This is a genomic window from Streptomyces sp. NRRL F-5727 (genome assembly GCF_000719555.1).
Classification (GTDB): Bacteria; Actinomycetota; Actinomycetes; order Streptomycetales; family Streptomycetaceae; genus Streptomyces.
Window position 1 is genome coordinate 21,891 of record NZ_JOGX01000018.1, and the last position, 12,817, is coordinate 34,707.

Annotated in this window: 12 protein-coding genes and 1 tRNA gene; 4 read left to right on the forward strand and 9 right to left on the reverse strand. The window is 74.5% G+C overall.

The window, feature by feature from the left end; translation table 11 throughout:
* Positions 1–17: 17 nt before the first annotated feature.
* A complete protein-coding gene (locus tag IF73_RS0115175) occupies positions 18–1,022 on the reverse strand; it encodes a DMT family transporter (protein WP_078868067.1) in 1,005 nt (334 codons plus the stop codon).
* Positions 1,019–1,894 carry a phosphatase PAP2 family protein gene (locus IF73_RS0115180; protein WP_078868068.1) on the reverse strand — a complete coding sequence of 292 codons (876 nt, stop codon included), beginning with the start codon at positions 1,892–1,894 and terminating at the stop codon, positions 1,019–1,021. The genes IF73_RS0115175 and IF73_RS0115180 overlap by 4 nt, the downstream gene beginning before the upstream one ends.
* Positions 1,895–2,127: 233 nt before the next feature.
* Between IF73_RS0115180 and IF73_RS0115185 the strand changes: the two genes are divergently transcribed.
* Together IF73_RS0115185 and IF73_RS0115190 are read left to right on the forward strand one after the other, a co-directional pair.
* Positions 2,128–2,730, forward strand: a complete 603-nt coding sequence (locus IF73_RS0115185) for a TetR/AcrR family transcriptional regulator (protein ID WP_031007857.1) — start codon at positions 2,128–2,130, stop codon at positions 2,728–2,730.
* 29 nt (positions 2,731–2,759) lie between these two features.
* Positions 2,760–3,128: a DUF488 domain-containing protein gene (locus IF73_RS0115190; RefSeq protein ID WP_031007858.1), complete on the forward strand. Its 369-nt coding sequence runs from the start codon at positions 2,760–2,762 to the stop codon at positions 3,126–3,128.
* Here the strand turns inward: IF73_RS0115190 and IF73_RS0115195 are convergent.
* Positions 3,125–3,676, reverse strand: a complete 552-nt coding sequence (locus IF73_RS0115195; RefSeq protein ID WP_031007859.1) for a DUF309 domain-containing protein — start codon at positions 3,674–3,676, stop codon at positions 3,125–3,127. The genes IF73_RS0115190 and IF73_RS0115195 overlap by 4 nt on opposite strands.
* 104 nt (positions 3,677–3,780) lie before the next feature.
* Here IF73_RS0115195 and IF73_RS0115200 point away from each other — a divergent pair.
* A tRNA-Pro gene (locus tag IF73_RS0115200) sits at positions 3,781–3,857 on the forward strand.
* Positions 3,858–4,017: 160 nt separating this feature from the next.
* Here IF73_RS0115200 and IF73_RS0115210 read toward each other — a convergent pair.
* The 6 genes from IF73_RS0115210 to IF73_RS0115235 all read right to left on the reverse strand — a co-directional run bounded on the left by IF73_RS0115210 (position 4,018) and on the right by IF73_RS0115235 (position 10,843).
* A complete protein-coding gene (locus IF73_RS0115210; RefSeq protein WP_031007860.1) occupies positions 4,018–6,729 on the reverse strand; it encodes a fumarate reductase/succinate dehydrogenase flavoprotein subunit in 2,712 nt (903 codons plus the stop codon).
* A gap of 35 nt (positions 6,730–6,764) precedes the next feature.
* The gene (locus IF73_RS0115215) at positions 6,765–7,520 is read right to left on the reverse strand and encodes an ABC transporter ATP-binding protein (protein ID WP_031007861.1); all 756 of its coding nucleotides are present in this window, start codon (positions 7,518–7,520) and stop codon (positions 6,765–6,767) included.
* Positions 7,517–8,419, reverse strand: coding sequence for an ABC transporter permease (locus tag IF73_RS37640; RefSeq protein WP_051716800.1), 903 nt, complete (start codon positions 8,417–8,419; stop codon positions 7,517–7,519). Before IF73_RS37640 ends, IF73_RS0115215 begins: the two co-directional genes overlap by 4 nt.
* Positions 8,416–9,768 (reverse strand): ABC transporter substrate-binding protein, encoded by a 1,353-nt coding sequence (locus IF73_RS0115225; protein WP_031007864.1) that lies wholly within the window; start codon positions 9,766–9,768, stop codon positions 8,416–8,418. Before IF73_RS0115225 ends, IF73_RS37640 begins: the two co-directional genes overlap by 4 nt.
* 14 nt (positions 9,769–9,782) lie before the next feature.
* The gene (locus IF73_RS0115230) at positions 9,783–10,010 is read right to left on the reverse strand and encodes a 4Fe-4S dicluster domain-containing protein (RefSeq protein WP_031007867.1); all 228 of its coding nucleotides are present in this window, start codon (positions 10,008–10,010) and stop codon (positions 9,783–9,785) included.
* Positions 10,011–10,075: 65 nt separating this feature from the next.
* Positions 10,076–10,843, reverse strand: a complete 768-nt coding sequence (locus IF73_RS0115235) for a GntR family transcriptional regulator (protein ID WP_031007869.1) — start codon at positions 10,841–10,843, stop codon at positions 10,076–10,078.
* Positions 10,844–11,802: 959 nt separating this feature from the next.
* On the opposite strand from IF73_RS0115235, the gene IF73_RS0115245 reads away from it, so the two are divergent.
* The gene (locus IF73_RS0115245) at positions 11,803–12,795 is read left to right on the forward strand and encodes a TauD/TfdA dioxygenase family protein (protein ID WP_031007871.1); all 993 of its coding nucleotides are present in this window, start codon (positions 11,803–11,805) and stop codon (positions 12,793–12,795) included.
* The last annotated feature ends 22 nt before the right edge of the window (positions 12,796–12,817 follow it).

The window sequence follows — 12,817 nt, forward strand, 5'->3', positions numbered from 1 at the left end:
GGTTCTCGCGGATCGGTTCAGCGGGCGGGCTCCGCCTCCGGTACGGGCCCGAGCGCCCCGCCCAGCGACTCGGCGAGCCCCGCCACCGCCGGCTCGGCCGGACCGGACGGAGCGGGCACCTGGACGGGCCGCGCGGCCTCCGCGACGCCCGTCGGCGCCCCCGGGCCGCCCGTGGTCAGCAGGACGACGCCCCGCGCCGCGACCAGCGCCGCCGTGGCGGCGACCAGCCAGCCCCAGGCGCCCGCGCGGAACGTCTCGCCGAGCAGCGCCACGCCGATCACCGCCGCGGCCGCCGGGTTCGACAGGTTCACCACCGCCAGCGGGGCGGCGAGCCCGCCCCGGTAGGCGGTCTGCGAGAGCAGCAGCCCGCCCATGGCGAAGGCCGAGATCAGCACGGCGAGCAGGGCGGTCTGCCACCAGGACGGCTGCCCGCCGGGCAGGCCCACCGCCAGCGCGGCGGTGAGGGTCTGGGTGAGCGCCGACGCGACGCCGGACGCCACCCCGGAGGCCGTGGCGTGCCCGAGCCCGCCCGCCCGTACGCCCGCTCCCCGCCGCCCGGCCCCCGCGAGCGCCGCGATCAGCAGCGCCGTCGCCGCCGCGACCACCAGGGACTCGCGCAGGCTCAGCGCCTCGCCGGGCTCGGCCGGCCCGGTGACCGCGACCAGTCCCACCAGACCCGCCAGCGTCCACAGCGCGCCCCGCCACTCGGTGCGGGTCACCCGCCGCCGGGCGGTGTACGCGCCCAGCGGCAGCGCCGCCACGAGGGTCAGCGCGCCGAGCGGCTGCACCAGCGTCAGGGGGCCGTAGTGGAGGGCGGCCACGTGGGCGAGGGCGCCGGCGGCGTTGAGCCCCACGGCCCACCACCACTGACCGCGCGCCAGCAGCGCCCGCAGCGCCCCGCGCCCCGAGGGCGCGGAGGGGGCGGCGGCGAGCCGGGCCTGGGCGACGGCGGCGAGCGCGTACCCGGCGGCCGAGACGAGGGAGAGGAGCACCGCGAGCACGGTGCCGGCGGCGGTGCTCATCGCGGCACCCCGGTCGGTACGACCCCGGCGGCGGACCGCGCGCGCGGAACGGTGACGGGCTCGGCGGGCTCGGCGGGGGCGTCGGTGGACGGCACTTCGGCGGGCGGCGCCTCGGCGGGCGGTGCCGGTCGGGCCGGTCGGGCCGGCTTCGGTACGGCGAGCAGTGCGAGCCCCAGCAGCGCCGCGGCGACGGCGGCGTCCAGCCAGTAGTGGTTGGCCGTCCCGACGATCACGAGCAGCGTCAGCGCCGGGTGCAGCAGCCACCACCAGCGCAGCGGGGTGCGGGTCGCGGCGATCAGACCGACCGCGACCATCAGCGCCCAGCCGAAGTGCAGCGACGGCATCGCGGCGAACTGGTTCGCCATCGAGTCCGCCTCGGGAGCGGCGCCGTACACGGACGGGCCGTAGACCCGCGCGGTGTCCACCAGGCCGGCGGCGGCGAGCATTCGCGGCGGGGCGAGCGGCAGCAGGACGTGCAGCGCCAGGGCGGCGCCGGTGACGAGCGCCAGGACCCGCCGCGCCCACAGGTAGTGCGCGGGCCGGCGCCAGTACAGCCAGCAGAGGAAGGCGATCGTGGCCGGGAAGTGCACGGCCGCGTAGTAGGTGTTCGCGACCCGGATCAGCGGCTCGCCGTGCAGCAGGAGGTGCTGGACCGCGCCCTCGCCGGGGAGGTGGAGGGCCCGCTCGGCGTCCCACACGCGGTCGGCGTTGTGGAAGGCGCGGGCCTCATGCCCGTTCGCGGCGAGCCGGCCCGCCTTGTAGGCGAGGAAGAGCCCGGTGACGAGCAGCAGCTCGCGCAGGAGCGGCGGCCGTCCGCCCTCCTCCCGGGAGCCGGGACGGAGCCCGAGTCCCCCGCGTATCCGGGTAGCCATGGCGCGGCACTTCCCCTCCGACAATCGGTCAAATAGTCAGCAAACGGAGGAACTCTAGATCCGAATTCATCGAGACGCAAGCGTCTCGATACGTTTGCGTCTCGATTGTGCGCCCCTTACTCTCGTATGTGCAGGGAAAGGCCCCCTACTCTCGTCAGTGCAGAGAAAGGCTGAGAACGGGCGCTCTCGCCCCATGCGCGCAGAGCCCCTCAGGGACCCGGGAGGGACGACCGATGTCCACGCAGGCCGCCACAGCCGCCGCCCGCCGCAGCAAGATCACGCCGGAGCGCGAGGCGGAGCTGTACGAGGCCGTGCTCCGCCTCCTGCGGGAAGGCGGCTACGACGCGGTGACCATGGAGGGGGTCGCGGCCCGCACCAAGTGCGGCAAGGCCACCCTCTACCGGCAGTGGGGCACCAAACCGCAGCTCGTCACCGCCGCCCTCGCCGCCCGCCGCTGCGCGCTCTTCACCGGCATCGACACCGGCAGCCTCGCCGGCGACCTCCACGAGGCGGCCCGCATCGCCTCCGCCCGCCACGAGCGCGACACCGAGCTGATGGAGGCCGTCGCCCAGGCGTACCTCCAGTACCCCGAACTGCGCAGCGCCCTGCGCGAGACCGTCATCGCCCCCGAGGTCGCCGCCATCGACGCCGTCGTGCAGCGCGCCGTCGAGCGCGGCGAGGTCGCCGCCGACAACCCGGCCATCGCCTTCGTGGCTCCCGGCTTCATGGGTCTGCTCCGCATCGAGCGGCTGCTGGAGGACCGCTTCCCCGACGAGTCCGCCGCCCGCGCGTTCGTCGACGCCGTCCTGCTGCCCGTCCTGCGCGTCGACGGGTGACGGACGCCGGTCTCCCGCACCCTGGGACCATGCCCGCCACCACCCCCGACGTCCGCGTCCGCCGCGTCTACGACGCCCCGTCCCCCGACGACGGGGTCAGGGTCCTCGTCGACCGCCTCTGGCCGCGCGGCCTCGCCAAGGCCGACGCCCGCATCGACGAATGGCCGAAGGACCTCACCCCCTCCACGGAACTCCGGCGCTGGTACCACGGCCCCGGCGAAGGCGACTACGACGAGTTCCGCCGCCGCTACGAGGCCGAACTAGCGGCCCCCGAGGCCGCCGCCTCCCTGGACCGCCTCCGCACCCTCGCGCGGACCCGGACGATCACCCTCCTGACGGCCGCCACACACCCGGAGACCAGCCACACCACGGTCCTGGAGGCCGAACTGGCCGGCTAGGGAGCCGGCTCGGAACCGCCGCTCAGCCGCGGCGCCTCGCCGGCGGCGTCCAGACCGGCGCCGCCGCCCGCCCGCTCCACCCGCCCGGCCAGCTCCCCGGCCCACGCCACGAGCCCGGCGACGTCCACCCCGTGCACCTCGCCGCCCCCGCCGGCGTCGTCCACATACCCGGCGATCCGCCCGGCCCCCCGCCGCAGCAGCCGCGCCCCGCCCGTCGCGTTCCCCCGGGCGGCGTGCGTCAGCCCCACGGCCAGCTGCGCGAGCCCCTGCCACAGCTCCCGCTCACCCTCCGGCCCCGACTTCCACGCGTCCTCGAACACCTCGTGCGCATGGAACGGCATCCCCGCGTCCAGCAGCCGCTGCGCCTCCCGCACGGTCTCCGCCGGCCCCCGCACCACCCCCTCGGGCTGCCGCTCCACCCCCGCGACCCCGTACGGCAACGGCCGCCCGAGCCCGTCCCGAGGCCGCGCGCTCCGCGCCCGCCCCTCCGCGTCCCGGTCCCGTCCCGCCCGTCCCGCCCGTCCCGCCCGTCCCGCTTCCCCGCTCATCCCGCCATTCTCCGCTTCCGCCCACCTGCGTGTGATCTCGCCCCGCGGAGTGAGGTAATGTTCTCCTGCACGCCGACGCGGGAATCCCCGCGGCGAACGGGCACCGGGACGTGGCGCAGCTTGGTAGCGCACTTGACTGGGGGTCAAGGGGTCGCAGGTTCAAATCCTGTCGTCCCGACCATGCTTTTAGCAGGTCGGAGGCCGTTCTCTCATCCGTGAGAGGGCGGCCTTCCGTGTGTCCGGGGAAGGATCGGGACGAGCTGGGGCGTGGTCGCCGGCCGGCGGTCGGTCGCCTGGGCGGTCCGCAAGGGCGCGACGGCGCGCCCGCGTTCCCGTGACGGTCAGGAGGCCGCCCGGGACGCGTAGGCGCGGATGTCGGCGTCGGGGTCGGTGGTGGCCGCGGCGAGGGCGGTGCGGGCTTCGGGGACGGCGCGGTGGGCGAGGAGGGAGAGGACCGCGGCCTTGCGGACGTCCGCGTTCGGATCGGCCGAGGCCTTGGCGAGGGCGGGGACCGCCTCGGCGGACAGGGCCGACCGCAGGGCGGTCGCGGCGCCGGCCCGGACCTGCCATGCGGGGTCGGCGAGCGCCGCTGCGGCCCGCGCGGCGTACGCGGGCGGGCATCCGGTCGCGGCCAGGGCGCCCAGGGCGGCGGCCCGGACCAGGGGGTCGGGGTCGTCCAGCAGGGGGGCGAGGGGGTCCGGCGCCGGAGCGTGCACGGCCGCGAGTCCGCGGGCCACCGCGACCCGGACCTCACGGGCCGGGTCGGTGGCGGCCACCGCCAGTTCCGGCACCGCGTCGACCGAGACCAGGGCGCGGACGGCGGTGGCGCGGACGTCCACGTCGACGTCGGAGAGCGCGGCCGCATACACCCCGGCGTCGCCCAGCCGCAGCGTCCGCAGCACGTCGAGAGCGGCGGCGCGCACGCCTGAGTCGTCGACGCCCAGGGCCGCCCGCAGTCCGTCCCCCAGCTCCGGTTCGGCGGGCAGTACCTCGACGAGCTCGCGCAGCGTGGCCGCGGCGGCGGCCCGGACCCGGGGTGCGGTGTCCCGCAGGCACGCGGCGAGCGCGGGCCCGGCGTCGGCCGGAAGCGTCTCGCCGAGGGCGGCGACGGCCGCTGCCCGCACCACGGGGTCCGCGTCCGCCAGGTAGGGACGGAGCGCGTCCAGGTCGGGGGACTCCTCGGCGAGGGAGAGGAGACGGAGCAGGGCAGGGCTGGGCGCGGACACCTCCGGAGCCGCGGCCGGCGTCGCGGGCGCCGCCGGGCGGGCGGCAGGCGCGGCGTCCCGCGGGCCGGCCGTGGCCACCGGCACCAGCGTGACCTCGCCCAGTCTGCGCTCCGGCCCCGCTTCCGGGGTGAACTCCGGCACCGGGACCGCGTACGGCTCGACGGGGCGCGCGGTGAACTCCATCGCGCCGGTGGGCGACTTGCGCAGGTCGAGGTGGTACAGCCAGCGGGCGTCGTCGCGCGCGGTGTGATCCAGCCGCTCGTGGTAGAGGCCCCAACGGGACTCGGTGCGGGCCAGCGAGGACCGGGCGGCCATCTCCGCGCAGTCCCGGATGAAGCTCACCTCGGCGCACCGCATCAGTTCGTGTGCCGTGCGCGCCCCCATCCCGGCGATCTCCTCGGACATCCGGGTGAACGCCTCCACCGCCAGGGACAGCTTCGCACCCGTCTTCGGCGGCGCCACGTAGTCGTTGACGAACCGGCGCAGCTTGTACTCCACCTGCGGCTGCGGCGGCCCGTCGGGATGGCGCAGCGGCCGGTAGACGAGCTCGTGGGCGGCGGCCAGCTGGGTCCGGGGCAGCTCCCCCTCGTACGTTCGGTACCGCGCGGCGTCCTCGCCGGCCAGGTCGCCGAAGACGAACGCGCCGATCATGTAGTTGTGCGGCACGCAGGCCAGGTCACCGGCCGCGTACAGGCGGGGCACCGTGGTGCGGGCGTGCGCGTCCACCCGCACGCCGGAGGCGGAGTGCCCGCCGCACAGCCCGATCTCCGAGATGTGCATCTCGATGTCGTGGGTGCGGTAGTCGTGGCCCCGGCCCTCGTGGAAGGTGCCGCGGGTGGGCCGCTCCGTCGTGTGCAGGATCGATTCGACGGAGGCGATGGTCTCCTCCGGCAGATGACTGAGCTTGAGGTAGACCGGGGCGCGGTCGGAGGCGAGCTCGGCGGCGAACTCGGCCATCATCTGCCCCGACCAGTAGTCCGACTCCACGAACCGCTCGCCGTGCCGGTTCACCTGGTACCCGCCGAACGGGTTGGCGACGTACGCGCAGGCGGGCCCGTTGTAGTCCTTGATCAGCGGGTTGATCTGGAAGCACTCGATGCCGGTGAGCGCGGCTCCGGCGTGGTAGGCCATGGCGTATCCGTCGCCCGCGTTGGTGGGGTTCTCGTACGTCCCGTACAGGTAGCCGGAGGCGGGCAGTCCGAGCCGGCCGCACGGCCCGGTGGCCAGAATCACCGCGCCCGCCCGGACGGTGACGAACTCGCCGGTGCGGGTGTGGAAGCCGGCCGCGCCGATGGCCCGGCCGTCGTCCGGGTGGGTGAGCACCCGGACCGGCATGACCCGGTTCTCGATGCGGATCCGCTCGCGCATCTCGCGTCGTCGCAGCTGCCGGTAGAGGACCTTCTTGACGTCCTTCCCCTCCGGCATCGGCAGCACGTACGAGCCCGACCGGTGGACCTGGCGGACCGCGTACTCGCCGTGCTCGTCCTTCTCGAACTTCACCCCGTACGACTCCAGCCGCTGGACCATCGCGAAGCCCCGGGTCGCGGTCTGCCGGACCGTGGACTGGTCCACGATGCCGTCGTTGGCGCGGGTGATCTCGGCGACGTAGTCGTCGGGCTCGGCGCGGCCCGGAACGACCGCGTTGTTGACCCCGTCCATGCCCATGGCCAGCGCGCCGGAGTGCCGTACGTGGGCCTTCTCCAGCAGCAGCACGCGCGCACCGCGCTCTGCCGCGGTCAGCGCGGCCATGGTGCCGGCGGTTCCGCCGCCGATGACGAGGACGTCGCAGGAGAGTTCGGTCGCGTCGGCGAGGGCGGGGATGGCCAGGGGGGCGTCCACCAGGGTGTCCACGGGGGTGCCTTTCAGAGGGATTCGAGAATGTGGCGGCGCAGTTCGGCGGTCTCGGCGTCGTGCCGCGCGTCGCGCCTGCGCGGATGCGGTACGTCCAGCACCTCGACGGTGCCCAGCAGCACGACCCGGTCGCCGAGGTGGAGGGCCTCGTCCACGTCGTGGGTGACGAAGACGACGGTCGCGCCCGTGCCGGCCAGGATGTCCACCAGCAGGTCCTGCATCTCGGCGCGGGTGTGCGCGTCGAGCGCGCCGAAGGGCTCGTCCATCAGGACGACGCGGGGCCGGCCGGCCAGGGCCCGGGCCAGCTGGACGCGCTGGCGCTGGCCGCCGGACAGCTGGTGCGGCAGCTTGTGGGCGTGGTCGGCCAGACCGACGCGGTCCAGCCAGTCGGCCGCGGACCGCCGCCGCTCGGCTCGGCGGACCCGGCGGATCGCCAGGGGCAGTTCCACGTTGGCGCGGACGGTGCGCCAGGGCAGCAGGGCGTCGTCCTGGAAGACCAGCGCCCGGTCGGCGTCGGGCCGGACGATCGTTTCACCGTCTTGTGTGACCTGCCCGTCCCGTGGGGACAGCAACCCGGCGAGGGTGCGCAGCAGGGTCGACTTCCCGCAGCCGGACGGACCGACGACGGCCAGCAGTTCCCCCGGTGCGATGTGCAGGGTGACGGTGCCCGGCAGGGCGGCGCCGTCCGTGTGGCCGAGCCGTACGTCCCGCAGGGCGAGTGCGGCCCCGGTCGTCGGGGGAGCGGCGGGCAGGGTCGCGGTGCTCATGGGACCGGCTCCTTCGGGGGGACGGTGGGGAGGGGCACGGAGCCCGTGGCGGCGGGTTCGGCGCCGGTGTGAGCAGAGGCGCGAGCGCTGCTGCGGAACGCCACCGGACGCCTTCCTCCGACGGCCCCCCGCCCGGCCGGGCGGGGCAGCCAGGCGGTGGCGCGGCGGCCCAGCAGTTCCACCGCGGTCGAGGTGAGCCATCCCAGGGCTCCGATGGTGGCCATGCCGACGAAGACCCCCGGGTAGTCGACGATCGTGTAGTCCTGCCAGGTCCGGTAGCCCACTCCGTACTCGCCGGAGATCATTTCGGCGGAGATCACGCAGATCCACGAGACGCCGATGCCCACCGAGAGGCCGCCGAAGATGCCCGGCAGGGCGCCGGGCAGCACCACGGAGAAGAGCACCCGCAGCCGGCCGCCTCCCATGGTGAGCACGGCCTCCTCCCAGATGGGGGTGAGCGCCCGGACCGCGTGCCGGGTCGACACCACCACCGGGAAGAAGGCGGCGGTGAAGGTGATGAACACGATGCCCTGCTCGTTGGTGGGCAGGAGCAGGATGGCGACGGGTACCAGGGCGATGGCCGGCACCGGCCGCACCACCTCCAGCAACGGGCCCAGCAGGTCGGCGGCCCACCGGGACCGGGCGATCGCCGTACCGGCCACCACGCCCAGCACCGCGGCGAGCAGGAAGCCCACCACGATCCGGCGCAGGCTGTGGCCCAGGTCCTGCCAGTACGGGCCGGTGCCGATGCGGTCGCTGAAGGCGGAGGCCACCTCGCCCACCGTCGGGAACTGCTCGAACCGCAGCCACAGGTTGACGTCCAGGGCGGTCAGCAGCTGCCACAGCCCGAGGGCCGCGACCAGCGAGGCGGCCCGCAGCAGCCGGCGGCCCGCGGTCACGAGGCCAGACCCACGGCATCCGCGTAGCGGATGATCCGTGCCCCGGGATGGGCGTCGACGTACCGCTGCGCACTGGCCGGCGTGACGTAGGCGCTCAGTTCGGCGCCGTCCGCCACCCACACCGCCTTGTCGGCGAACCAGAGGGTGCCGGTCAGCGCGTCCGGCACGTACGCGGCGCGTACGTCGGCGCCCTTGGCGGCCTTCAGCAGCTCCTTGGGGCTGTCGAAGGTGCGGGTGGTGGGCCGGCCCTTCAGCCACAGCTCGGGCTTGGCCGCGCCCGCCGGCGGGTAGGCCGGGGCCTGCACGGCCCGCTTCAGAGGTGCCGGGTCGACGAAGGCGTCCACGTCGACGTCGCCCACCAGTCCGGCCGACGTGAGCACCGGCACGTCCTCCTTCAGGGCGGCGATCAGTTCCGGACGGAGCGCCGGGTCGAAGGTGGCGATGCCGTTCGCGCCGTTGTAGAGGTAGACCACCTCGGCCGGCAGTCCGGTCTCCTCGGCCACCGACTCGGCGGCCGCGACCGGCTGCTCGCGCAGGTAGTCGGTGGCCCGCCGCTGCGCCTTGAGGAAGTCGTCGAGGACCCCGGCCCGTTCCTTGGCGAACCTCTCCCGGACCGTGACCCCGTGGAAGGTCGGCAGGTTCAGTTCCGCCCCGTCGTAGAGGGCCGTGGCGCGCCCCTCGAAGGCCAGCTGGCCGGGCCAGGCGACGAACTGGGAGAGCGCGTCGGCGCTGCCCGCGGCCAGGGCCGACGCGCCCACGCTGGGCTGCTGGTTGAGCTTCTGGATGTCCTTGTCGGCGTCGATTCCCGCGCGCTGGAGGGCCCGGACCAGGGTGCCGTCGGCGGCCGAGCCCACGCTGGTGGACACCCGCTTGCCGCGCAGGTCGGCCAGCGACCGGAGGGGCGAGCCGGGAGCGGTGACCACGGTGTTCAGCCCGCCACGCAGGTTGTAGCCGGTGACCGCGACCAGCCGGGTCGGCTGCTTGAGTTCCTTGCCGCGGGCCGCGTTGATCAGCAGGGGGAAGTCGCCCATCGAACCGATGTCGATCTTCCCGGCGGTCATCTGGGCGGTGATCGGGGCACCGGTCGCGTAGTCCTGCCACTCGACCTTGTAGGTGGTGCCGTCCTTCTTCCCCCGGGCCTTGAGCTCCTCCTCGAAGTAGCCGAGGGAACGCAGCAAGGTGCCGGCGGTCACGGTGTTGATGGTCTTCGACTGGTAGCCGACCGTCACCGTGACCGTCTTCGAGGCGGCCTCGCCGTCGGCGCCGTCCGAGGCGCCGCAGGCAGCGGTCAGCGGGAGCAGCACGGTGAGCGAGAGGAGGGGGTGAACACGGAGTCTCGCGCTGTTCATGGGAGTTCGGCCTTTCACCGGAGCAGGTAGGGCATGTTGACGGTGACCGCACCGGTGGGGCAGCGGGCCGCGCACGGGCCGCAGTACCAGCACTCGTCCACGTGCATGTACGCCTTGCCGTTGTCCTCGCGGATCGCGAGCGAGTCGAGCGGACACATGTCGACACAGAGCGTGCAGCCGTCGATGCACTTGGATTCGTCGACGGTCACGGGCACGTCGGCGCGCTGAGGAACAAGAGGCATGACTGGCTCCAGGGGCCCGAAGAGGCGGGGGACGGAGGAACGGAAGGAGGGAGGTGCTCAGGTGCTCAGAGGGAGCGGCGCAGCACACCGCTCATGGTGATGCGGTCGCCGCGGAACCGGATGAACTCCAGGTCCACCGGCCGCCCGTCGGACAGATGGGTCAGCCGTTCCAGCATCAGTACGGCGGCCCCGCGTGGGGCCTCGAGCACCGCGGCGGAGTGCGCGTCGGCGTTGACGGCCTCCAGGGTGATCTCGGCGTGGCCCAGCGGTCCGCCGGTCAGTGACTCCAGGAGCCGGAACAGGTCCGTGTTCTCCAGGTCGCAGGCGAGCAGTGCGCTGCCCACGTCCATGGGCAGGTAGGACAGGTCGAGGGACAGCGGCAGTCCGCCCAGGCGGCGCAGCCGCTCGATACAGAGCACCTCGGTGTGTTCGGGCAGGCCCAGCCGGTGGGCCACCGGTCCGGGGGCCGTCACCGGCCCTACGGTGCGGACCTCGTTGGTGACCCTGCCGTGCTCGTGCAGGGTCTCGGCCAGTCCCTGGAGGCGGTCCAGGCCGTGCGGGTACTTCTCGCACACCACGACGGTGCCGACGCCCGGCTGCCGGTCGATGAGCTGTTCGCCGCGCAGCAGGTCCAGTGCCTGCCGGACGGTGTTGCGGCTGGCCCGGTAGTCGGCCGCGATGGCGTCCTCGAGGGGCAGGAGACCGCCGGGAAAGCCGCCTGCCAGGATCTGGTGGCGCAGCAGGTCGGCGAGCTGCCGGGCCTGGTCCGCACGCAGCCGGCGGCGGCGCGCGGCGGCGACCGGTCGGGCGGCGGGGGCGGGTTCGGCTGGCATGGAAGGAACGTACTGGGCCCGCCGTGCGGATGGTGTTGCCGCAGTATTGCGCCACCTGATGGACCGTGTGTACCGCTCTGACCTGCGGTTTCATGGGACGGTCGGCGAGATCCGCCACCGGGCGACCATCACGTGGACCCAGCGGTGACCACGATGCGAACGGCATGCCGATCCCCGACGGCGCCGGTGTGCAGGTTCAGCAGAATCCGCGGCCGTCCCACCCCGCCGGCGGTGCCGCCCCGTGCGCGCGGCGGTCCGCCGCCGAAGATTCACGTGGTCTGCCGGGAGACGGCGGTCGGGCCCCGTCCACGCACAGGCGCCATGCCGCCGCGCGCGACGGGCCCGCACGGTGGCACCGGCCACCGCACGGTGGAGGCGTCGGCCGCCGCCCGGCCGTCACCCCCGGGCATGCCGTGCCCCCGGGTCGGCGTGGCGGCCGCATTGCGGGGCCATGAAATCCGGCCACCGTTTTCGGCCGCCTCGGCGGCGGGGCGCACTCGCGTCGAAGGCGGGGAACGCCCAGTTCGGAGGGGGTACGCAGAGGCAGCCGGGGGTCCCTGACACCGTTCCTCGGGGGGTCGGGGGCGGGGGTTGACCGGGGGAGGGGGCGCTGCCATGGTCCGAGCCATGACCGCGAACGCGCTCCTCGTTCCGCGGCTCGACATCCCCGGCCCGTGCACCGCGCCGGGCGGGTGTCCGGGCCGCTGTCCGGCCCCGCACCGCGCCTGAGCCCGGCTGCTCCAGGGCGCCACGGCCCGGCGGTGCCCCGCCTCGGCGGCCCCTCTGCCCCGTGCTCTCGCCCACCGCTGCCTCCTCGGCCCCCGGTTCCGAGGCCCGGTCCGCGTGTCTCCCCGTCACCGCATCGCCTCGTACCGCGATGCCTCCAGCCCGCCGGGCTGCCCGTACCTCCCCTTCCTCCGCTGCGGAAACGACTCGTCCGCCCTGAACAAGGAGTTCTCATGGCGACTGCCCATGCCAACGCCACCGCCACCGCCACTGCCACCGCCACGACCGCGACCACCTCCGTCACCGTCGCGAAGATCGGCGGCCGCATCGGAGCCGAGATCGGCGGTGTTCGGCTCGCCGGAGACCTGCCCGCCGCCACCGTCGCCGAGATCCGCGCCGCGCTCCTCGCCCACAAGGTCGTCTTCTTCCGCGGTCAGGACCACCTCGACGAAGCCGGCCACGAAGCCTTCGCCCGGCTGCTCGGTGCCCCGGTCGCGCACCCCACCGTCCCGTCCGCGGACGGCCGTTACGCCCTCGGCATCGACTCCCACCACGGCGCCCGCGCCAACCAGTGGCACACCGACGTCACCTTCGTCCCCGCCTACCCCGCCTTCTCCATCCTGCGGGCCGTGACCATCCCCCCGTACGGCGGCAACACCCTGTGGGCCAACACCGCCACCGCCTACGCGCACCTCCCGGAACCGCTGCGCGCCCTCGCCGACGGCCTGCGCGCGCTCCACTCCAACGAGTACGACTACGCCGCCCTCAGGCCCGACGCCCTGCCCGAGGCCCTGGCCCAGTACCGCGAGGTCTTCACCTCCACGAAGTTCCTCACCGAGCACCCGGTGGTCCGCGTCCACCCCGAGACCGGTGAACGCACCCTGCTGCTCGGCAACTTCGTCCAGCGCATCCAGGGCCTCACGGGCCGCGACTCCCGCGCTCTGCAGGACCTCTTCCAGGCCCACATCGAGAGCCCCGAGAACACCGTCCGCTGGCGGTGGCAGGCAGGCGACGTGGCGATCTGGGACAACCGGGCCACCCAGCACTACGGCGTGGACGACTCCGACGACCACGAGCGCACCCTGCGCCGGGTCACCGTCGACGGCGACGTTCCGGTCGGCCCCGACGGCGAGCCCTCCCGCCTGATCAGCCCTTCGAGCGTCCCGGCCCCGGCCTTCGGCATCGCGTCCGGAGCCTCGGCCGTGGCCTCGGGCACCGCCGCCTGACCGTCCGTCGCCCGTACGAGGA